The 21,991-nt window shown below is 46.3% G+C and carries 25 protein-coding genes; all 25 read left to right on the top strand.

All coding sequences use genetic code 11. The annotated features are described in order from the left end of the window. Positions 1-88 precede the first annotated feature (88 nt). The 25 genes from spoIIIAA (at position 89) to M1D67_RS13545 (ending at position 21,960) form a co-directional block, all read left to right on the top strand. Entirely contained in the window at positions 89-1,012 is a 924-nt protein-coding gene (spoIIIAA, locus tag M1D67_RS13665; protein ID WP_020452146.1) for a stage III sporulation protein AA, read from the top strand. Further along, complete coding sequence (gene spoIIIAB / locus M1D67_RS13660) at positions 1,006-1,521, top strand: stage III sporulation protein SpoIIIAB (protein ID WP_020452145.1); 516 nt, start codon at positions 1,006-1,008, stop codon at positions 1,519-1,521. Before spoIIIAA ends, spoIIIAB begins: the two co-directional genes overlap by 7 nt. A gap of 22 nt (positions 1,522-1,543) precedes the next feature. Beyond that, positions 1,544-1,750 (top strand): stage III sporulation protein AC, encoded by a 207-nt coding sequence (gene spoIIIAC, locus M1D67_RS13655; protein ID WP_003183409.1) that lies wholly within the window; start codon positions 1,544-1,546, stop codon positions 1,748-1,750. Between the two features lie 42 nt (positions 1,751-1,792). Continuing rightward, positions 1,793-2,158, top strand: a complete 366-nt coding sequence (gene spoIIIAD, locus M1D67_RS13650; RefSeq protein ID WP_020452144.1) for a stage III sporulation protein AD — start codon at positions 1,793-1,795, stop codon at positions 2,156-2,158. A gap of 21 nt (positions 2,159-2,179) precedes the next feature. Continuing rightward, entirely contained in the window at positions 2,180-3,385 is a 1,206-nt protein-coding gene (spoIIIAE, locus tag M1D67_RS13645; RefSeq protein WP_023855173.1) for a stage III sporulation protein AE, read from the top strand. An 11-nt stretch (positions 3,386-3,396) separates the two neighbouring features. After that, the gene (gene spoIIIAF, locus M1D67_RS13640; RefSeq protein ID WP_020452142.1) at positions 3,397-4,026 is read left to right on the top strand and encodes a stage III sporulation protein AF; all 630 of its coding nucleotides are present in this window, start codon (positions 3,397-3,399) and stop codon (positions 4,024-4,026) included. Next, positions 4,019-4,714 carry a stage III sporulation protein AG gene (spoIIIAG, locus tag M1D67_RS13635; protein WP_023855172.1) on the top strand — a complete coding sequence of 232 codons (696 nt, stop codon included), beginning with the start codon at positions 4,019-4,021 and terminating at the stop codon, positions 4,712-4,714. The genes spoIIIAF and spoIIIAG overlap by 8 nt, the downstream gene beginning before the upstream one ends. Continuing rightward, positions 4,715-5,353, top strand: a complete 639-nt coding sequence (locus M1D67_RS13630) for a SpoIIIAH-like family protein (RefSeq protein WP_035338363.1) — start codon at positions 4,715-4,717, stop codon at positions 5,351-5,353. Positions 5,354-5,526: 173 nt separating this feature from the next. Then, positions 5,527-6,006 (top strand): acetyl-CoA carboxylase biotin carboxyl carrier protein, encoded by a 480-nt coding sequence (accB, locus tag M1D67_RS13625; RefSeq protein WP_023855170.1) that lies wholly within the window; start codon positions 5,527-5,529, stop codon positions 6,004-6,006. Between the two features lie 11 nt (positions 6,007-6,017). Then, a complete protein-coding gene (accC, locus tag M1D67_RS13620; RefSeq protein ID WP_020452138.1) occupies positions 6,018-7,370 on the top strand; it encodes an acetyl-CoA carboxylase biotin carboxylase subunit in 1,353 nt (450 codons plus the stop codon). Between the two features lie 47 nt (positions 7,371-7,417). Beyond that, complete coding sequence (locus M1D67_RS13615) at positions 7,418-7,801, top strand: Asp23/Gls24 family envelope stress response protein (protein WP_031304734.1); 384 nt, start codon at positions 7,418-7,420, stop codon at positions 7,799-7,801. Between the two features lie 291 nt (positions 7,802-8,092). Next, on the top strand, positions 8,093-8,482 hold the full coding sequence (nusB, locus tag M1D67_RS13610; RefSeq protein ID WP_020452136.1) for a transcription antitermination factor NusB: 390 nt from the start codon (positions 8,093-8,095) through the stop codon (positions 8,480-8,482). 16 nt (positions 8,483-8,498) lie between these two features. Then, positions 8,499-9,347, top strand: coding sequence for a bifunctional methylenetetrahydrofolate dehydrogenase/methenyltetrahydrofolate cyclohydrolase FolD (folD, locus tag M1D67_RS13605; protein ID WP_020452135.1), 849 nt, complete (start codon positions 8,499-8,501; stop codon positions 9,345-9,347). A gap of 82 nt (positions 9,348-9,429) precedes the next feature. Beyond that, complete coding sequence (gene xseA, locus M1D67_RS13600) at positions 9,430-10,779, top strand: exodeoxyribonuclease VII large subunit (protein WP_020452134.1); 1,350 nt, start codon at positions 9,430-9,432, stop codon at positions 10,777-10,779. Beyond that, positions 10,772-11,032, top strand: a complete 261-nt coding sequence (locus M1D67_RS13595) for an exodeoxyribonuclease VII small subunit (RefSeq protein ID WP_023855168.1) — start codon at positions 10,772-10,774, stop codon at positions 11,030-11,032. The genes xseA and M1D67_RS13595 overlap by 8 nt, the downstream gene beginning before the upstream one ends. Beyond that, positions 11,022-11,912 carry a polyprenyl synthetase family protein gene (locus M1D67_RS13590; RefSeq protein ID WP_023855167.1) on the top strand — a complete coding sequence of 297 codons (891 nt, stop codon included), beginning with the start codon at positions 11,022-11,024 and terminating at the stop codon, positions 11,910-11,912. The genes M1D67_RS13595 and M1D67_RS13590 overlap by 11 nt, the downstream gene beginning before the upstream one ends. Positions 11,913-12,144: 232 nt before the next feature. Next, positions 12,145-14,046 (top strand): 1-deoxy-D-xylulose-5-phosphate synthase, encoded by a 1,902-nt coding sequence (gene dxs / locus M1D67_RS13585; protein WP_023855166.1) that lies wholly within the window; start codon positions 12,145-12,147, stop codon positions 14,044-14,046. Next, positions 14,043-14,888 carry a TlyA family RNA methyltransferase gene (locus M1D67_RS13580; protein ID WP_020452130.1) on the top strand — a complete coding sequence of 282 codons (846 nt, stop codon included), beginning with the start codon at positions 14,043-14,045 and terminating at the stop codon, positions 14,886-14,888. Before dxs ends, M1D67_RS13580 begins: the two co-directional genes overlap by 4 nt. Positions 14,889-15,051: 163 nt before the next feature. Next, a complete protein-coding gene (ahrC, locus tag M1D67_RS13575; RefSeq protein WP_020452129.1) occupies positions 15,052-15,501 on the top strand; it encodes a transcriptional regulator AhrC/ArgR in 450 nt (149 codons plus the stop codon). Positions 15,502-15,532: 31 nt separating this feature from the next. Beyond that, entirely contained in the window at positions 15,533-17,263 is a 1,731-nt protein-coding gene (gene recN / locus M1D67_RS13570; protein ID WP_020452128.1) for a DNA repair protein RecN, read from the top strand. Positions 17,264-17,477: 214 nt separating this feature from the next. Further along, the gene (gene spoIVB, locus M1D67_RS13565; RefSeq protein ID WP_031304732.1) at positions 17,478-18,728 is read left to right on the top strand and encodes a SpoIVB peptidase; all 1,251 of its coding nucleotides are present in this window, start codon (positions 17,478-17,480) and stop codon (positions 18,726-18,728) included. A gap of 289 nt (positions 18,729-19,017) precedes the next feature. After that, entirely contained in the window at positions 19,018-19,818 is an 801-nt protein-coding gene (gene spo0A, locus M1D67_RS13560; RefSeq protein ID WP_003183361.1) for a sporulation transcription factor Spo0A, read from the top strand. Positions 19,819-20,159: 341 nt separating this feature from the next. After that, complete coding sequence (locus M1D67_RS13555; RefSeq protein ID WP_020452126.1) at positions 20,160-20,456, top strand: antimicrobial peptide LCI; 297 nt, start codon at positions 20,160-20,162, stop codon at positions 20,454-20,456. Between the two features lie 129 nt (positions 20,457-20,585). After that, the gene (locus tag M1D67_RS13550) at positions 20,586-21,155 is read left to right on the top strand and encodes a serine O-acetyltransferase (RefSeq protein WP_020452125.1); all 570 of its coding nucleotides are present in this window, start codon (positions 20,586-20,588) and stop codon (positions 21,153-21,155) included. Positions 21,156-21,654: 499 nt separating this feature from the next. Continuing rightward, complete coding sequence (locus tag M1D67_RS13545; protein WP_025811172.1) at positions 21,655-21,960, top strand: membrane lipoprotein lipid attachment site-containing protein; 306 nt, start codon at positions 21,655-21,657, stop codon at positions 21,958-21,960. Positions 21,961-21,991 lie beyond the last annotated feature (31 nt).

Raw genomic sequence — 21,991 nt, 5'->3', positions numbered from 1 at the left:
CACATGATAAGAGAGACCGACTTGTCATAATGTCTTCCGTTGATCATACATTTTTATAGAAGACAAGCAAAAAGAGGAGGGAGTGTTTTTGCATCACATCACAGAGATTCTCCCCGATACGATCAAACGCGCGCTCAACGGTCTTGGCGACCATGAAATCAATCAGATAGAAGAAATTCGGATTCGGACAAGTCGTCCGCTCGAACTGGTGAACAAAGGAAAGCCACGCTTTCTCCCTTATGCGGCGACGCCTGAAGACTCGGCGCTTCTTTTAAACAGGCTGGGAAATTACAGCATGTATACACTGGAAGAGGAATTGAAAAAAGGATATGTCACGATCAGAGGCGGACACCGCGTGGGGCTTGCCGGCCGGGTTGTCGTCGAAAACGGAGCAGTCAAAGGAATCAGAGAAATATCATCATTTAATATCCGCATTGCCAAAGAAAAAATCGGCATTTCCGAACCGTATGTCCCTCATTTATTTCAAAACTCGTGGCTGAACACGCTGATCATCGGTCCGCCGCAAACCGGAAAAACAACACTGCTCAGAGATCTCGCCAGGCTGATCAGCTCAGGGAGCGGCAACGTGTCTGCCAAAAAGGTGGGAATCGTCGACGAAAGGTCTGAAATCGCAGGTTGTGTAAACGGCATCCCGCAATATCGGCTCGGCGACCGGGCAGACATCCTTGACGCCTGTCCAAAAGCGGAAGGCCTGATGATGATGATCAGATCGATGAGTCCGGAGGTTATGATCGCCGATGAGATCGGAAGAATGGAAGACGCAGAAGCGCTCTTGGAAGCGGTCCATGCGGGGGTGTCTGTCATCGTTTCGGCTCACGGCTCCTCATATGCCGATATCGCCAGGCGTCCATCATTGAAAATGCTTCAGGAGCACCGGGTTTTTGAGAGAATCGTGGAACTATCCAGAAAGAACGGTCCCGGCAGCCTGAGCCGCATCTTGAACGGGAATGGAGAGCCGCTCGGTGCGGCGAAGAGGATGTTATCATGCTGAAGCTTTTAGGTGCCGTGCTTATTTTGGCAGCAGCCACATGGACAGGATTTGAAATGGCGAAGCCTTTCAGGGATAGACCGAAGCAAATCCGCCAGCTGTTGGCCGCTTTGCAGTCTTTAGAGGCTGAAATCATGTACGGGCACACACCGCTCCTTCAGGCGTCAAAGCAGATCGCACACCAGCTTTCCGGGCCGATAGCTTCTTTGTTTCAGACATTTGCAGAACAGCTGGAAAAAGGCAGCGCTTCAGCGGGGACGGCATGGGAAGACAGCTTGGAGAAAGTATGGCCCGAAACGGCTCTCAAAAAGAAAGAATACGAGATTTTACGGCAATTCGGCGAAACGCTTGGCCGTCATGATCTGATTTCTCAGCAAAAACATATCAAACTGGCGTTAACCCATTTAGAGACAGAGGAAGCTGAAGCAAATCTCGCCCAGGCGAAAAATGAAAAAATGGTGAAGAGCCTTGGGTTCTTGTCGGGACTGCTGCTGATTCTTCTATTGATGTAATGAAGAGGGGAGCATACACGAAATGGGAGTAGACGTAAATATTATTTTTCAAATTGCCGGCGTCGGGATCGTCGTCGCTTTTCTTCACACCATACTGGATCAAATGGGGAAGAAGGAATATGCCCAATGGGTCACGCTTTTAGGATTCATTTATATATTGTTCATGGTGGCTACTGTTGTCGATGATCTATTCCAAAAGATAAAAGCTGTCTTTCTATTTCAAGGATAGGGGGGCTCACTCATTGAAATCGTACAAATCGTAGGATTGGGAATGATCGCCACCTTCCTCAGCTTGATTGTGAAAGAGCAAAAACCGACGTTTGCTTTTATGATTGTCGTTTTTGCCGGATGCACGATTTTTTTATTCTTAGTCGATCAAGTCTACGAAATCATTCGGATGATTGAAAAAATAGCTGCCAATGCCAACATCAACATGATGTATGTCGAAACGATTTTGAAAATTATCGGGATTGCTTATATAGCGGAGTTTGGCGCCCAGCTGACGAAAGATGCCGGACAGGGTGCGATTGCTTCAAAAATCGAATTGGCAGGCAAGATCCTCATCTTAGTCATGGCCGTGCCTATTTTAACCGTCATTATCGAAACGATCATCGGACTCATCCCTTCCATGTCTTAGTCAGAAAGGAGGATTTCCTGAGTGAAGCGTTTTCTGTTCTGGCTCTTGGTCATAGGAATCGTATGCTTTGGAGCGCATGATGTACAAGCTTCGCCACAAGAAGCGGAGCCGGCTGGGGAACCCGCCGCGGAAGAATCGGCTGAAGCGATGGCCAGAGAGCAGGCTGAAGGTTTGGAGCTTGACCGGGTCGGGGAGTTCTGGAACAACATTTTGACTGAGTATGGAGGACACCTTCCCGAAAGTCAAAAAGGAAGCCTGCTTGAATTTGTCAAAGGTGAAAAGCACTTTTCGCCTGAGGAATGGAGCAAAGCGCTGTTTTCTTACTTGTTTCATGAAGTGCTGGCTAACGGGAAACTGCTCGGGACGCTGATCCTGTTGACCATCTTCTGCGTGCTGCTTCAGCTTTTGCAAAACGCGTTTCAGCAAAGCACCGTCAGCAAAGTGGCGTATGCAATTGTCTACATGGTGCTGATCATTCTTGCGCTCAACAGCTTTCGGGTTGCCGTCACATATGCGAATGAAGCGATCCAGACGATGACAAGCTTTATTCTGTCGCTCGTACCTTTGCTTCTAGCGCTGATGGCGACTTCGGGAGGAGCCGCCTCAGCCGCATTTTTTCATCCGGTCATTCTCTTTCTCATGAACACGAGCGGCTTGTTTATCCAATATATCGTGCTGCCGCTTTTGTTTTTATCAGCGATTTTAAGCATTGTCAGCACGATGACGGACCAGTATAAAGTCACACAGCTGGCTCAGCTCCTCAGAAACGCGGCGATCGGCACGCTGGCTGCATTTTTAACCGTGTTCCTCGGTGTCATCTCGGTTCAGGGCGCCTCAGCCGCAGTGACGGACGGCATTACTTTGCGGACGGCCAAATTCATCACCGGAAACTTCATCCCCGTATTGGGCCGCATGTTTACCGAAGCGACGGACACGGTGATCAGCGCGTCTCTCCTGCTGAAAAACACCGTCGGGATACTCGGGGTGGCGATCTTGATTTGCATCGCAGCCTTTCCCGCAATCAAAATCCTCTCCCTCGCGCTCATATACAAAATTGCCGCAGCCGTTCTCCAGCCTCTCGGAGGCGGTCCGGTGATCAGCTGCCTGGATGTCATCAGCAAAAGCGTCATCTACATTTTCGCGGCCATGGCCATCGTTTCGCTGATGTTTTTTTTAAGCTTAACCGTGATCATTACAGCGGGGAATTTGACGATGATGATGAAGTAGGGAGGGATGAGATGGAATTTCTGACAGAGTGGCTCACGAACATTATTCTATTTATTCTGATGGCGATCGTCATCGATATGCTTCTGCCGAATTCGAGCATGCAAAAATACGCGAAAATGGTGATCAGCCTGCTCTTGATCGTTGTGATACTGAATCCGATCTTCTCTTTATTCAGGACCGATCCGGATGTAATCTTTGAGAGGCTTACAAAAAACGGACAAGTTCAGTCAAACGAAATAAAAAATCAGTTGAATTCAGAAAAAAAAGAAATACAAGCCTCACAACAAGCATATATCTTAGAACAGATGGCTGTTCAATTGAAAAAGAGCGCAGAGGGAAGGTTTACCAGCGACAAATACAAGATTGACCGAGTCGCGGTCTCTTCTGACGGCCAGCTGAAAACAGAGAAAGATCTCAGTAAGCATGCGGAAGTCTCGGTATTCATAGAACCGGCATCCGAAAAAACGGTCCAAGCCGTCGCTCCTGTCGAAATCAATACGGATCGAGGCTACCAGCCAATGCGAGAAAGAGAAAAGAAAGAGACGGGGGAAGTCAGAGAACAGCTTGCAGGCATATGGGAAATAAGCCCCGACAAGATTACAGTTCATATTGAAGGGGGAGAACGAAGCGGCAATGAATAAAAGAACCTGGATCGAAAAGCTGATCGGCCACCTGCTACCCAAAGACGAGAAAAACGGAAAAAAGCTGACGAAATATCACTATTTTCTGCTGCTTTTTGTTCTCGGCGTTTCCTTCATGCTCGTCAGTCAAATCTTCTCTTCCGAACCTTCTCAAGATCGAGCGGCAGATCAGCCGTCGGCTTCACAAAAAGCTTCGTCTGAAAGCACCGGACAGAGCAGTGAAGGTGAAAAAGAAGTGTTCAAACCCGCCTCAGATGACAAACCGAAGGACTCGATCCAAGATTACGAACAGGAATATGAGAATCAGCTCAAAGACATATTGGAAACGATTATCGGCGTGGAAGACGTATCAATCGTCGTCAATGTTGATGCAACCTCATTGAAAATATTCGAGAAAAATAGAAAAACCCAGGAGACTTCAACGAATGAGACAGATAAACAGGGAGGCAAGCGAACGGTGTCTGAAATGTCTTCTGACGAAGAAATTGTCATCATCAAAAACGGAGATAAAGAGACGCCTGTCGTCGTTCAGACGAAAAAGCCCGATATCAGGGGTGTTCTCGTTGTCGCTCAAGGAGTCGACAACGTTCAAATAAAAAAGACCATCATTGAAGCAGTGACAAGGGTTCTTGATGTTCCGAGCCACCGCGTCGCTGTTGCCCCTAAAAAAATGAAGGAGGATTCATAAATGATGCTGAAAAAACAAACGGTTTGGCTTTTAACCATGTTAAGTCTCGTCGTTGTGCTGAGTGTCTACTACATTATGTCGCCTGAAGGAGAAAATGTCGTCACGGTGGATGACAAAGAACAAGTCGCTGCTGAAAAAGAAAAACCGATGAAAGAAGAGCCTGCCAAAGATGGCAAAGAAGACACCGCGCCTGCTAAAGACAAAACTGAAGGGAAAGACACAAAAGATAAAGAAACGTCTGCGAGTGAGCAGAACGGAGAAGTTGTAACAAAAGAATCATCCGGTGATGAAGATTTATTCACAACATACCGCATGGAAATGGACGATCAGCGCAGCAGGGAGAGGGAGGAATTAACCGAAATCGTCAGAAGCGATAAAGCGACGGCAAAAGAAAAAAGCGAAGCTTACGACAAGATGACAGAGCTAAGTGAAGCTGAAGGAACGGAAAAGACGCTTGAAACGCTGATCAAAACAAAAGGCTATAAAGACGCCTTGGTCAATGCCGACGGCGATAAAGTCAATATTACGGTGAAGGCGAAGGAGCACTCGAAGGCCGCTGCCACCGATATCATCGACATCGTCGCAAAAGAAGTGAAAAACTTAAACGATGTGGCTGTGACGTTCGAGCCAGCAGAGTAAACATGTCCCGCTTGCAAAAAGCGGGATTTTTTTATGCTTGAGGCCCCTGTTGATGCAGGGCGCTCATGATTGTAGTTGAATTCGGCATTCCTCTCCTGTAAGATGAATATAGTATGTACTTTTAGTACTAACTGATAAATGCGTAAAATCTTTTTCATTAGGAGTGCGATAGCATGTTAAACATTGATGAAATCAGACAGTTGATAAAATTAATTGATGAATCTTCGATAAATGAATTTACATACGAAAACGAAGGATCGAAGGTTGAACTGAAAAAACAAAGCGGAACCGTGCAAACCATCCAGCAAGTGGCTGCGGCGCCTGTTCAAACACCGGCTCCGGAAGCTCCCGCGATGCAAGCGCAAGTTCAGGATGCGCCTGCAGCAGAAGAAGCCGCAAAAGACGGCGGAAACCTCCACAAAATCACCTCTCCGATGGTCGGAACGTTTTATGCGTCTTCTTCGCCTGAAGCCGACCCTTACGTAACAATCGGTTCGAAGGTAACAGAATCCTCTGTCGTCTGCATTGTGGAAGCAATGAAGCTCTTTAATGAGATCGAAGCCGAAGTGAAAGGCGAGATCGTTGAAGTATTGGTTGAAAACGGCCAGCTGGTTGAATACGGACAACCTTTATTTTTAGTAAAAGCAGAGTAAGGAGCAATAAGATGATCAAAAAGCTATTAATTGCGAACAGGGGAGAAATTGCTGTCAGAATTATCAGAGCTTGTAAAGAACTGGGGATCGATACAGTAGCCGTCTTTTCCGAGGCCGACAGAGAGGCGCTCCATGTTCAGATGGCTGATGAAGCATTTTGCATCGGACCTAAGCTATCAAAAGACAGCTACTTGAATATAACGAACATCGTCAGCGTCGCCAAAATGACCGGCGCTGATGCGATTCACCCGGGCTACGGTTTCCTGGCGGAAAACGCCGATTTTGCCGAGCTTTGCGAAGAGGTAAACGTAACCTTCGTCGGTCCGACAGCAGACGCGATCTCTAAGATGGGGACAAAGGATGTTGCCAGGGAAACGATGCAGCAGGCTGGCGTTCCGATCGTACCGGGTTCCAAAGGAATTATTGAAGATATTGAAGATGCGGTTTCATTAGCGCGCGATATAGGGTATCCTGTCATTATAAAGGCAACTGCCGGGGGCGGCGGAAAAGGAATCAGGGTCGCCCGTACGGAAGAAGAACTGATCAACGGCATTAAAATCACTCAGCAGGAAGCGGCCACCGCTTTCGGCAACCCGGGTGTGTACATTGAAAAGTACATTGAAGACTTCAGACACGTCGAGATCCAAGTGCTTGCGGACACACACGGAAATACGATTCACTTGGGTGAACGCGACTGTTCAATCCAAAGAAGGCTCCAAAAGCTGCTTGAAGAAACTCCTTCACCTGCGCTTGATGAAGGAATCAGGGAGCAAATGGGGCAGGCGGCTGTCAAAGCGGCTGAAGCCGTTAAGTACACGGGCGCGGGAACAGTTGAATTTATCTACGATTACCGCGAGCAGAAGTTCTACTTTATGGAAATGAACACGCGCATTCAGGTTGAGCATCCGGTAACAGAGATGGTGACGGGCGTTGATTTGATTAAAGAGCAGATCAGAGTGGCGTCAGGTGAAAAATTAGCCCTCACCCAAGATGAAGTCACTTTTAACGGCTGGGCCATCGAATGCCGGATTAATGCGGAAAACCCTGAGAAAAACTTCATGCCTTCTCCGGGAAAAATCGAGATGTATCTGCCTCCGGGCGGGCTCGGCGTCAGAGTGGATTCTGCGGCTTATCCGGGATACTCGATTCCTCCTTATTACGACAGCATGATTGCAAAAGTCATCACATACGGGAAGACGAGGGAAGAAGCTGTATCAAGAATGAAAAGAGCGTTGAGCGAATTCGTCATCGAAGGCGTTCATACGACGATACCGTTCCATCTGAAACTGCTCGAGCACGAAACATTCGTAAGCGGAGAATTCAATACGAAGTTTTTAGAAATATATGATGTAATGGGGTCGTAATTTTAACGGAGGTGAACATATTGAAAGACGACAACAGCTTATTGGAAATGAGCCATGAAGACAATCATTTAGGAAAAGTGGAAATCGCTCCGGAGGTCATCGAAGTCATTGCCGGAATCGCAGCTTCCGAAGTTGAAGGCGTAGCTGAAATGCGCGGCAATTTTGCGACAGGTGTCGTGGAACGGTTTGGAAAAAAGAATCACGGCAAAGGCGTCAAAGTTGATTTGTCAGATGACGGAATTATCATTGATGTTTATTGCGTGATGATGTTTGGCGTTTCGATTCCTAAAGTTGCAAATGCCGTTCAGGATAATATCCGCCAGACGCTTCTCAATATGACAGCTCTTTCGATTAATGAAATCAATATTCACATCGTTGGCATTCAATTCGATTCAAAAACGCACGAGGTGGAAGTCGATCAAGAGATGTAGTGCGGTGAAGTGGAAGAACCAAGGGGAATGACGGCCCTTTGGTTTTTTCATGTTCCGTTTTAAAAATGACGTTTAAAAGCATCTTTCCGCTGTTATCGACCAAAAATAAGAGGAACCGGAAAGTTTGCAAAGAAGTTCGAAAAACGAATGATAACAAATGTTTGTTTCTTATTATTCGGTTATTGACGATAAAACCGCGATTTTTGCATGCGGAAAGACTAAAAATATGATATGATCTCTTTGTGGCTTAAACGGCAAGCAGCAAAGAGGGTTAAAGGAGAAAAAGAAAGAATGAAAAGAAGAACAGCAAGAGAAAAGGCTTTGCAGTCACTATTCCAGATTGATGTCAGTGATACAGAACCGAATGAAGCGATGCAGCACGCCTTGGACGGGCAGGAAAGCGACGCTTTTTTCGAGCAGCTTGTTTACGGGGTCTTAGAGAACAAAGAGAAAATCGATGAGATGATCAAACGGCATCTCGTCAATTGGAAGCTTGACAGGCTGGCGAATGTCGACCGCGCGATTTTGCGTTTGTCCGCCTACGAAATGATTTTTTTAGAAGACATACCTGTCAACGTCTCTATGAATGAAGCGATTGAACTGGCCAAGCAATTTGGAGATGACAAGTCGGCGAAGTTTGTAAACGGTGTTCTTTCTAACATTAAATCCGATCTTGAATAATCTAGGAGGAGAGCAAATGACAGCAACCATCATCGACGGGAAAGAAACAGCAAAGGAAAAGCGCGGGCAGCTGGCCAAGGAAGTTGAAGAGCTGAAAAAACAAGGAGTGACCCCGGGACTGGCCGTTATTTTAATTGGTGATGATCCGGCGTCTCTTTCATATGTACGGGGAAAGAAAAAAGCAGCTGAAGCCATGGGGATTCGTTTTCAGCTGGATCATTTCGATGCAAGTTTCTCTGAACAGGAACTTCTTGAAGTAATTGACCAGTACAACCAAAATAACGACTTTCACGGAATTCTTGTCCAGCTGCCTCTTCCGGATCATATTTCCGAACAAGCGGTGATTGAAAGAATATCCCCTGACAAAGATGTTGACGGTTTTCATCCATTAAACGTAGGAAAGATGCTGCTTGGCGAAGATACATTTCTACCTTGCACGCCTGCGGGCATCGTGGAGCTTTTAAAGAAAACCGAGATTGATCTGTCGGGAAAAGAGGTTGTTGTCGTCGGGCGAAGCAATATCGTCGGAAAGCCGGTAGGGCAGCTGCTCTTGAACGAAAACGCAACCGTTACGTACTGCCATTCAAGAACGGCCGACATTACGGCGCACACAAAAAAAGCCGACATTCTGATTGTCGCTGTCGGAAAGGCGAATTTCATCAAAGCGGATCAAATGAAAGAGGGAGCCGTTGTCATTGATGTCGGCGTTAACCGCCTTGACAACGGAAAGCTCGTCGGTGATGTCGATTTTGAAGAAGCGAAGGAAAAAGCTTCCTATATTACACCCGTACCGGGCGGTGTCGGTCCGATGACGATTACAATGCTGGCCCATAACACGGTTAAATCAGCGAAGCGTACAATTTAACTTTAATGTACAGCCGTTCATCCGCCTGGTCTCGCGCCGGCGGATGAACGTGCTTGTGCCTTCTTAGAAAGGAGACTGTGCCATGAGTGAAATTTCATTTGTCACGGTCACGGCTTTGACAAAATATATTAAGCGCAAATTTGACGTGGACCCCCATCTTGAAGATATTTGGATCAAGGGCGAGCTGTCAAATGTTAAAATACATAGCAGAGGCCATATTTATTTTACACTGAAAGATGATAACGCCCGCATTCAATCCGTCATGTTCGCCAGACAAAACAGAAATCTCGCCTTTACCCCTGAAAACGGGATGAAGGTATTGGTGAGAGGCGGCATTTCGGTATATGAACCGAGCGGCAATTATCAGCTCTATGCGAAAGAAATACAGCCTGACGGCATAGGTGCGCTTCATCTCGCGTATGAAGAACTTAAGAAAAAGCTGTCGCAAGAAGGTTTGTTTGATGAAAAACATAAGAAACCCATCCCCGCGTTCCCATCCGTCGTCGGTGTTGTCACATCTCCAACCGGAGCGGCTGTACGCGATGTGATCACCACCATTAAAAGAAGATACCCCCTTGTAAAAGTGATCGTCTTTCCAACGCTCGTTCAAGGAGTAAACGCGGGCGAGTCCATCGTCAGCAGCATCAAAGAGGCTAACCGCAGAGAGTTATGCGATGTATTAATCGTCGGACGCGGAGGGGGATCGATCGAAGAGCTGTGGGCATTTAATGAAGAGGCTGTCGCCAGGGCCATTTTTTCTTCCGACATTCCGATCATTTCCGCCGTCGGGCATGAAACGGATTTTACAATCAGCGATTTTGTTGCGGATTTGCGCGCGGCGACCCCGACGGGAGCGGCCGAACAGGCCGTACCTAATATGCTTGATTTGCTTGAGCGTCTGAAAACGCTCGAAGCGAGAATTGCAAAATCGATGAAGCAGGATTTAAGAAAGCGGCAGGAGCGCGTGAAAACCCTCCAGTCCTCTTATGCCTTCCGCTACCCGAAACGGCTGTATGCCCAAAAGGAACAGGAATTCGACCTGATATTCGACCGTTTCCAAAAACAGCTGGCGATGACCGTTGAACGCAAAAAACAAAAACTGAACGAACAGACATACAAGCTGGAGATGCTTCATCCCGAGGAGCAGCTTAAACAAGCGAGAAAGAGGCATGAAGAGCAGACAGTCCGGCTGAAGCGGAATATGGATGTGCAGCTTAAGCAGATTCACTCGCAGTTTCAAACGGTTCTTGGTAAACTGAATGCATTAAGCCCTCTCCAAGTGATGGAAAGAGGGTACAGTTTGACATATAAAGAAAACGAATTGATTAAAAGTATTGAACAGGTTCATGAAAAAGACGAGATCCGCGTCACATTAAACGATGGGACGCTGACCTGTGAGGTACTGCAAAAGAGAGGCGAAACAAATGGCTGAAGAAAACAAAACAAAACGGGAAGACCTGACATTTGAAGAGGCGATGAAAGGTCTGGAACAGATCGTATCAAAGCTTGAAGAAGGGGATGTGCCTTTGGAAAAGGCGATCGACTACTTCCAGGAAGGGATGGCTCTTTCGAAAATGTGCCACGAAAAACTGCAAAATGTCGAAAAGCAGATGGACTACATTTTGCGGGAAAATGGGGAATTAGCTCCTTTCAGTGTTCGGGAGGAGGAAAAAGGTGACCGGTAAACTTGACGGATTTTTAAAATCGAGAAAAACAGTAATTGAAGAACGCCTTCCGATGTATATTAAAGACCTGCGAGCGCCGTCCATCCTTAAGGAATCCATGCTGTACTCATTGGAAGCCGGAGGGAAACGGCTGAGACCGATTTTGGTACTTGCGCTTCTTCATGCGTACGGAAAAGACGAAGAAGCCGGAATTCCGGTAGGGTGCGCGGTTGAAATGATCCATACGTATTCATTAATCCATGACGATCTCCCTTGTATGGATGACGATGACCTCAGAAGGGGAAAGCCGACAAACCATAAAATATACGGGGAAGCGACGGCCATTCTCGCCGGAGACGCCTTATTAACCGAAAGCTTCAAAATGATCACTTCCAATATGCCTTCTGATGTATCTGCTGAAAAACGCATCAGACTGGTGAATGAGCTGATATCGGCAGCGGGGGCTGAAGGCATGGTCGGCGGTCAGATTTTAGATATGGAAGCGGAATCAAAGTCTGTCTCTCTTGATGAACTGCAGCGGATTCACGAAGGAAAAACGGCTAAACTCCTCAGCTTCAGCGTCATCGCGGGGGCGATTCTAGCAGATGCATCTGAAAAAGAGATCGAAAAGCTCCGCGAATTCAGCCATCATATCGGCATCGGCTTCCAGATCAGAGATGACATTCTCGACCTTGAAGGATCAGAGGATAAAATCGGCAAACGGATCGGATCTGACGAGACAAACGGAAAATCGACCTATCCGTCGCTCCTTTCGCTTGAGGGCGCCAACAAAAAGCTTGATGAACATATTGAAAAAGCAAAACGGCTGATTTCAGAGCTTCCGCTTGAAAAAGAGCTTATGTACGAGTTTTGCGATATGATTGCCGCAAGGGATCATTGATACAGGGCTTCCATTTGAGCATCAAAGGCTTATTATGCTAAAATATAAAGAGTTGAACTCTAAAACGCCGCGCCGTTATCACGTTGTGTTAGCGGCTGTTTTTTCAAACGAAGCGTCCGCATATGCAAGTTTGCGCATGGGGATGAATTCGTCATATAATAATTCAAGCTGAAACTTAAAATGAAGCAAGGCGCATACTTGCAGAAATCATGCTGAAAGTGAGTTGATCCGATTGGATCTGTTATCGATAAAGGACCCTGCATTTTTGAAGAACCTTTCAAATCAAGAACTGGAAAGCTTGAGCGCTGAAATTCGCCGTTTTTTAATTGAAACGCTTTCTGAATCCGGAGGGCACATTGGTCCGAATCTCGGCGTTGTCGAGCTTACCATTGCATTGCATAAAGAATTTAACAGCCCGAAAGATAAGTTTTTGTGGGATGTGGGGCATCAATCGTATGTCCATAAACTGCTGACCGGCCGCGGAAAGGACTTCGCCACCTTGCGTCAGCATAAAGGACTGTGCGGTTTTCCAAAGCGGAATGAAAGCGAACATGATGTCTGGGAAACGGGCCACAGTTCGACTTCTCTCTCCGGTGCGATGGGGATGGCAGCTGCGAGAGACTTGAAAGGGACAAACGAATATATCATCCCGATCATCGGAGACGGTGCACTGACCGGCGGCATGGCTCTTGAAGCGCTTAACCATATAGGCCATGAGCAAAAAGACATGATTGTCATTTTGAATGACAACGAAATGAGCATCGCTCCAAACGTCGGAGCGATTCATTCCATGCTCGGAAGGCTGCGCACAGCCGGAAAATACCAATGGGTCAAAGATGAGCTTGAGTATTTGTTCAAGCGGATTCCTGCTGTTGGCGGGAAGCTTGCCGCTACAGCCGAGCGGATCAAAGACAGCCTGAAATACCTGCTGGTATCCGGGATGTTCTTTGAAGAGCTCGGATTTACGTATTTAGGGCCTGTAGACGGTCATTCCTATGATGAACTGTTTGAAAACATGCAGTATGCGAAAAAGACGAAAGGCCCGGTACTCCTCCACGTTATTACGAAAAAAGGAAAAGGCTATAAGCCTGCGGAAACCGATAAAACCGGCACATGGCACGGAACCGGCCCATATAAAATCGATACCGGTGATTTTGTTAAGCCGAAAGCCGCTGCGCCATCATGGAGCGCGCTCGTAAGCGAAACGGTCAGGAAGCTTGCCCGCGAGGATGAAAGGATTGTAGCCATTACTCCGGCCATGCCTGTCGGTTCAAAACTTGAAGGGTTTGCGAGCGAGTTTCCGGAGCGCATGTTTGATGTCGGCATTGCGGAACAGCATGCGGCAACGATGGCGGCTGGTCTCGCGACTCAGAATATGAAGCCGTTTCTGGCGATCTATTCGACATTTCTTCAGCGCGCTTATGACCAGGTTGTCCATGATATTTGCCGGCAAAACCTAAATGTATTTATCGGCATTGACAGAGCGGGCCTAGTCGGCGCTGATGGGGAAACACACCAGGGCGTGTTTGACATTGCTTTTTTACGGCATATTCCGAATTTGGTTCTCATGATGCCGAAAGACGAAAACGAAGGCCAGCACATGGTCAACACGGCTGTCAAATACGATGACGGCCCGATTGCCATGCGCTTTCCGCGCGGAAACGGACTCGGCGTCAAAATGGATAAAGAATTGAAAACGATCCCGATCGGAACGTGGGAAGTGCTGAGACCCGGGACAGACGCGGTCATTTTAACATTCGGCACCACCATTCCGATGGCGCTTGCTGCCGCGGAGGAGCTGCAGAAAGAAGGACGTTCGGTCAGAGTGGTTAACGCCCGTTTTATCAAGCCGCTTGACGAAAACATGCTGATGGAAATCCTGAACGAAGGGCTTCCGATTTTAACGATCGAAGAGGCTGTGCTCCAAGGCGGATTCGGCAGCTCGATCCTTGAGTATGCCCATGAACATCAGTCATACAGCCCGATCATTGATAGAATGGGGATACCTGATCAATTTATTGAACACGGCAGCGTCGCCAAGCTTCTGGAAGAGATCGGAATGACAAAAGAAGACGTCATCAGACGAATAAGACTATTGACGCCCGTAAAGACTCATAAAGGAATTGGATCATGACAGGAAAAAAAGAACGGCTCGACGTTTTATTAGTAGAAAGAGGGTTAATGGAAACGCGGGAAAAAGCGAAAAGAGCCATCATGGCCGGCATCGTCTATACGAATGAAAACAGACTGGACAAGCCGGGCGAAAAGGTCGACCGCACGATTCCGCTGACCGTTAAAGGAAACCCGTTAAAATACGTCTCAAGAGGCGGATTAAAACTTGAAAAAGCATTAAAAGAGTTTCAGCTTTCCGTTCAAGGCAAGCTGATGATTGACATCGGCTCTTCCACCGGCGGCTTCACAGACTGCGCGCTGCAAAACGGCGCTCTCCGCTCATATGCCGTTGATGTCGGGTATAATCAGCTCGCCTGGAAGCTGAGACAGGATGAGCGGGTTGTAGTGATGGAACGCACGAATTTCCGGTATTGCACACCTGCCGATTTTACGGAAGGACTGCCGGAGTTCGCGACGATCGATGTCTCTTTTATCTCACTGAAAATCATCCTGCCTGTGCTTAAGAGCATTTTAGTTCCGGGAAGCGACTGCATCGCTCTCGTCAAACCGCAGTTTGAAGCAGGGCGGGAATCCGTTGGGAAAAAAGGGATCGTCCGCGATCCCCTCGTCCATCAAGCTGTGCTTGATGACATCAGCCGGTTTGCGGCTCGGGAAGGATATGACTGCAGAAACGTCTCGTTTTCGCCGATTACCGGCGGCGACGGCAACATCGAATTCCTTCTCCATTTGCATTGGGACGGAGAAGAGCAACCTGGCACGCCGATAGCAGAAGAAACGATCAATCAAATTGTCGAAGAAGCTCACAAGACATTAAAAGCGAAAAAAACGGATCCGCGTGATTAAAAACCCTTGAGAGTCGTACGGCGAATGCGAGGGTGGCCGGCACGCAAAAAGGAATAATAGTGGGCTATTATTCCTTTTTTACTGCAAACATGTACTTTTCCGACAAAATCATTTAACATAAATGTATAAACATACACAATTTGTGTATAAAACGAGGTGTGAAATGAACAAAGGTCAAAGGCATATTAAAATCAGGGAGATTATCACCGCTAATGAAATTGAAACGCAGGATGAGCTTGTCGATATTTTAAAGAAAGACGGCTATAATGTGACGCAGGCCACCGTCTCGCGGGACATTAAAGAGCTTCATTTGGTCAAGGTGCCGACAAACAACGGTTCCTACAAATACAGCCTGCCTGCTGATCAGCGCTTTAATCCCCTTTCCAAATTAAAAAGATCATTGATGGACGCATTTGTCAAAATCGACTCAGCCAGCCATCTGATCGTTTTAAAAACAATGCCGGGCAACGCGCAGGCGATCGGGGCGCTGATGGACAATTTGGATTGGGAAGAAATCATGGGAACGATCTGCGGAGATGATACCATTTTGATCATCTGCCGGACGCATGATGATACCAAAATCGTACAGAAGAAAATATTGGAGCTTTTATAAACGAAGGCCTGAAAAGAGGTGTCATGAAAGCTTGTTAGCTGAATTATCGATCAAAAACTTTGCCATTATCGAAGAATTAACCGTTTCTTTTGAAAAAGGGCTGACGGTTCTGACCGGTGAAACCGGGGCCGGAAAATCGATCATCATCGACGCCGTCTCTTTGCTTGTCGGAGGCCGCGGCTCGTCCGAATATGTCAGGTATGGCGAAAAAAGAGCCGAATTGGAAGGGCTTTTCCTCCTTGACAGCGGCCATCCGGTTTTTGATTTGTGCACAGAACTCGGGATTGAAGCCTCGGATGACATGATCGTCATGAGGAGAGATATTAACGCAAACGGCAAGAGCATCTGCCGCGTCAATGGAAAACTTGTCACCATTGCCGCTTTGCGGGAAGTCGGCAGACTGCTGCTTGACATACACGGGCAGCACGACAATCAGCTGCTGATGGAGGATGAGCACCATCTTCAGCTTCTGGACAGGTTTGCAGGAGAAGAAATCGAGCATGCTCTAAAAGCGTATCAGGAAGTTTACAGCCGCTACATGGACGTCATGAGAAAGGTGAAAGAGCTTTCTGAAAGCGAACAGGAAATGGCTCACAGACTCGATTTAATACAGTTTCAGCTTGATGAAATCGAATCTGCAAACCTTGAGCCGAAAGAGGACGAACTTCTTCAGGAAGAGCGCCGTCAAATCGCTAATTTCGAAAAAATATACGAAGCTCTGCAAAATGCCTATAATGCGCTACGCAACGAGCAGGCTGGGCTTGACTGGGTCGGCATGGCTTCAAGCGAGCTTGAAAACGTCTCAGGCATCAATGAAGGGCTCAATAAAGTATCTGAATCCGTAGCCAACGCATACTACATTCTCGAAGATTCAACTTTTCAGATCAGAAATATGCTGGATGAACTCGAATACGACCCCGAGCGCCTCGATTATATCGAATCGCGATTAAACGAAATCAAACAGCTGAAACGCAAATACGGCGCTACTGTCGAAGATATCCAAGCTTATTCGGCTAAGATAGAGGAAGAGATCGACCGGATCGAAAACCGGGACAGCCACTTGCAGGCATTAAAATCCCGCCTCGAATCAATCGGCAAGGATGTGGCGATTGAAGCCGCCAATGTGTCCGAAATCAGAAAAAAATGGGCGAAAAAACTGGCCAAACAGATTCAGCAGGAACTGAAAGATCTGTATATGGAAAAATCGACATTCGATACGGAATTCCAGGTGAAAAAAGCGGAACGGGATGATGATGCACCCGTCGTCAACGGTATGCCGGTTCAGCTCACAAAGCACGGCATTGATACCGTCCATTTCCTAATCTCAACAAACACGGGAGAACCGCTCAAATCTTTGTCAAAGGTTGCATCTGGAGGAGAGCTGTCAAGAATCATGCTGGCCATGAAAAGCATTTTCTCTGCTCAGCAGGATGTTACATCGATCATTTTCGATGAAGTGGATACGGGTGTAAGCGGCAGAGTCGCGCAGGCGATCGCCGAAAAAATACACCGCGTCTCGATCGGCTCTCAAGTTTTATGCATTACCCACTTGCCGCAGGTGGCCGCGATGGCTGACACCCATCTTTTGATTACGAAACAGTCGAAAGACGGGAGAACGACGACAAGCGTCACGCCGTTGACAAAACAGGAAAAAATAGCGGAAATCGGCCGGATGATCGCCGGAGTCGAAGTAACGGATCTGACGAAGCGCCATGCGAAAGAACTTTTGAACCAAGCTAAGCTTGTTAAAACTACCGGATAAGCTGTTCATCCTGAACAGCTTATTTTTTTGTCGGCATTTTCTTATACAAACTCATTCTTATCATTTTATCCAATGATTTTCTTCCGTCCGCAGTTATAAATCGCTGTCCGAAAGGCAAAAGTAATGAATGTAGCGAAAGAAATTTTATATGGTGTGGGTTAGGTGCGAGGAGAGTGAAAAGGTGGATGTTGAAAAAATCAGAAAAGTTGTGGGTATGATTCTCCTTGTTTCTTTAATAAGTGTAGGGTTTTACAAACCGGTGAAAGAATACATTGTAATCCCAAAAAACTTGAACATTTTTGAGACGGGTACCCGTGCGGTTGAAACGAGCTTATCCGTCAGTGCTTCGAAAGATGGATCATCGGAAGCATTCACACTGAAAGAAAATCAAAGTGAAGTAGAAATAAAAGGTGAAAAGAATGGAAAGGCAGAACTCGTCTATGATTTTGCCGGATTCCCAGTTAAAAAAACGAAAGTAAATGTCCTGCCTGATTTGAAAGTGGTCCCCGGCGGGCAGTCTATTGGTGTAAAGCTTCACTCCGTTGGCGTATTGGTCGTAGGTTTTCATCAAATCAATACCTCTGAAGGCAAAAAATCGCCCGGTGAAGCAGCCGGAATCGCGGTAGGCGACATTATCACCGAAATCAACGGCACGAAAATCGAAAAAATGAATGACATTACCCCTTTTATTCAAAAGGCCGGGAAAACAGGAGAAACCTTACATCTGTCGATTAAAAGAGATAAACAAGAAATCAAAACGAAGCTCATTCCGAAAAAAGACCAGGCTGAAGATAAATACAGAATCGGCTTATATATCAGGGACTCTGCCGCAGGAATCGGCACAATGACTTTTTTCGAGCCGAAATCGAAAAAATACGGAGCGCTTGGTCACGTCATTTCAGACATGGATACGAAAAAACCGATCGTTGTTGAAAAAGGGCAAATCGTGAAATCGACCGTCACTTCGATTGAAAAAGGAACAGGCGGAAATCCCGGAGAGAAACTGGCCCGTTTCGCATCAGAACGAAAAGTGATTGGTGATATCAACAGAAACAGTCCATTCGGGATCTTCGGGACGCTTCACGAGTCAATCAAAAACCGCATCGCTGACAAAGCCATTCCGATTGCATTTTCAGATGAAGTAAAAGAAGGCCCGGCCCAAATTTTAACGGTTATCGAAAACGACAAAGTCGAGAAATTCGATATTCAGGTCGTCAGTACGACACCTCAGAAGTTTCCGGCTACAAAAGGGATGGTGCTGAAAATTACCGACCCGAGGCTGTTGAGCAAAACAGGAGGCATCGTTCAAGGGATGAGCGGAAGCCCGATCATCCAAAACGGAAAGATCATTGGCGCCGTAACTCACGTTTTCGTCAATGATCCGACGAGCGGATACGGCGTGCATATTGAATGGATGCTGTCTGAAGCGGGAATCGATATTTATAAAAAAGAAAAAGCAAGCTGACTGCCGGATTCCTCCGGCAGTTTTTGATTTCGTCTTTTTTTCTTGCGCGTTGTGCGTTAAAATGAAAGAAGAAAAGATTTTTCGACAAATTCACGTTCCCCGGTTTGTCAAGTCGCATTTCGAGTCGAAAAATCGAGAAAATCAGAAAAAAACAGAGAAAAAGCGAGAGATACCACTATTATTGGAAAAATCCTTTTTAAAAAAAGGGAATAAAGTGGTGCTGTCGAATTAAACATATTAGAAAAAGAATGATGAAATTTATCAACATACACATTGGGGAGGAAGAAACGTGGAGAAAATTAAAGTATGTGTTGCTGATGATAACAGGGAGCTTGTCGGCCTATTAAGCGAATATATCGAGGGACAAAGCGACATGGAAGTACTTGGTGTCGCGTACAACGGACAGGAATGCCTTTCGTTGTTTAAAGACAAGGAGCCCGATGTGCTTGTGCTGGATATTATCATGCCTCACCTCGATGGATTGGCCGTTCTTGAAAGGCTGAGGGAATCGCAGCTTAAAAAGCAGCCGAATGTCATCATGCTGACGGCGTTCGGTCAGGAAGACGTGACGAAAAAAGCTGTAGATTTGGGCGCGTCGTATTTTATTTTGAAGCCTTTTGACATGGAGAACTTAGTCGGCCATATCCGCCAGGTCAGCGGAAACGGATCTCAATTGACACACCGTGCCCCGTCTTCTCAAAGCAGTGTGCTTCGGCCGCAGCCGGAATCGCCGAAGAAAAACCTGGACGCCAGCATCACGACCATCATCCACGAAATCGGCGTGCCCGCTCATATAAAAGGCTATTTATACTTAAGGGAAGCCATCTCCATGGTGTATAACGACATCGAACTGCTCGGAAGCATTACAAAAGTGCTTTATCCGGATATCGCCAAAAAATTCAACACGACTGCAAGCCGAGTCGAACGGGCGATTCGCCACGCCATCGAAGTCGCATGGAGCAGAGGCAACATCGACTCGATTTCGTCACTTTTCGGCTACACAGTCAGCATGTCAAAAGCCAAGCCGACGAATTCAGAATTCATCGCGATGGTCGCAGACAAGCTGAGACTGGAGCATAAGGCTTCTTAAACGTTGACATGGCGCGGTTTTGACGAAGATTTACCGTTGAATTGCCGACCTTTTTCTAACGAATAGTTTATCGTAATTCCGATGAATTTTTCGCCCTTATTGCGATGAATTGCGATCCGAAGGGTTTCATACAGTATTTGAAGGTCTCGTTTTTATAAACGAGGCTGTTTTTTTGCTCTTAAATGTACTGTTTGTGTTTCAGCACGGTGTGTATTGTGTAAAGTCAGCCTAACAGCTCATCAAAAAATACCAAAATATTGTAATTTGTGCACTTTTTAGACATGCCTGTTTGTTATATGATGAAATCGAAATGAAATAAATGGAAAAGGAGTTGTTTTAAAATGAAAGTCAATAAATTATTAACTGGTACGACTCTGGCTGTTGGTTTACTTATTTCTACAGCGCCGGTATTTGCTGCACCGCATTCATCTGAGGTGATTGCACATCCGACTGCTCAATACATCAATTGTCCAAGTGACTTGCCAAGCTCATTCAAAAGCAGCAAATCATCAAAATGTGTAAAATCTTCTTCAGGAGTTTTCAGTAACAAATTTTCTGATAGCGATGGAACATGGTATTTCAAAGGGAAATTTTACAGTAATGTTTTTAACACTTGGGTTGGTTTTTACGAAGGATGAACAAAAAAGGGGGGCTCCCCCTTTTTTTGTTTTCCTTTTAGTAATTTCACGGAAATAGATGGCGGAGAATGTAAAACCTTTCGAAAAAGCCAATCTCGAGTTAAAAGTATGAAATAAGCAGGTGGTATGATGATCTTTACGAAAACAGATCTTCGCTATTATCTCGAACAAGACAAGAAAGCGTTAGGAATCTCAAGTCGAAAAAGGCCTAAATGGTTTGGCGATGATATTTGGAAGTATCAGATAGCCTTGCGCAAACATGAATATTACTCAAATGCCAACTCCAAGGTGTTCAAGCATGTTTACCGGTATCTGCATAAAAAGAGAGGATTGAAGCTCGGATTTGACATCCCGGTGAATGTTTTCGGTCCGGGGTTGAGGATCAACCATTACGGATTGCTCATCGTAAACAGCAATGCAAAAATAGGTGCAAACTGTGACATTCATCAAGGAGTTAACATCGGTCAAAATCACGCTCACCACGATGTTCCAACAATCGGAGACAATGTCTGGATCGGGCCTGGAGCAAAGCTCTTTGGCAGCATTCACATTGCCGACGGCATTTCGATTGGCGCAAACGCCGTAGTCAACAAATCTTTCACTGAGGAAAACATTACAATAGCCGGTGTGCCTGCCAAAAAAATTAAAGAGGCGCCGTCAACAATGGACCGGAAGCAGGCTCTGCAGCAGCAAATATAGGCATGAGAACTGCGGAAGGAGCAGCGCTGCTAAATCATCCGCTATGAAGGACTAAATGTTGTCATGAAGCAGCCGGGCTTTAAAAAATGCATTCCTGCAAGTTCTGATAAAAGCCACATAGCACGCAGCCAGCTTTCGGTGTATCCGTCTATTTTTCAAAGTTTGTCTCACGCCCGGTGCATTGGCGTCATAGACTGAATCATATAAAGCGAAAGCCGCATGAAACGTCTTTTTTCTTATGAAAAAAGACGTTTTTTTATACAAAAAAATAAAAATGATGAAATAGATCTGATTTCTTCCAGATGACAACCATTTTTCGCCTTGGGTAGACCGTTTTTCACAGACGTTTTTGAGCGGATGGCTTCTAACAATTCGGAAATCCCTGGGGCGTTGGACGGGTAAATCGGACGAATATCTGCTGGAGTGGCCTGCTTTACAGCCGCCGGGTATTAAAGATAAGGTACGGGGAGTAAAAAATTCAGCGGACGAGGTGGTCGACATGAAAAAAGGAGTCATCCTTGTTTTGTTCGCTATGCTGCTATTGGCAGGCTGCGGGACAACGCAACATAATGAGATCCGAAAAGGAACAGGCGGGGAAACGTTTGTGAAAGAAGGCACCTTTGTCGGTTTGGCGGATCAGCATACCGTCGCCGTCAATATTGACGGTAAAGAAACGACGTTTCAGGTCCCTCCCGAAAAACGGGATAAATATAAGGGGATCAAGGATGATACAAAGGTGGAAGTGAAGTACACGAAAACAGAGGACGGAACATTACAGCTTGAAGATATGAAAGAGAAAGAATGATCGTTTGCAAAAAGGGATTGTAGGAGGAACT

The organism is Bacillus sp. PK6-025, from assembly GCF_056530265.1.
Note: the sequence above shows the minus strand (reverse complement) of the source record. Positions and strands in the feature narration are given on the sequence as shown.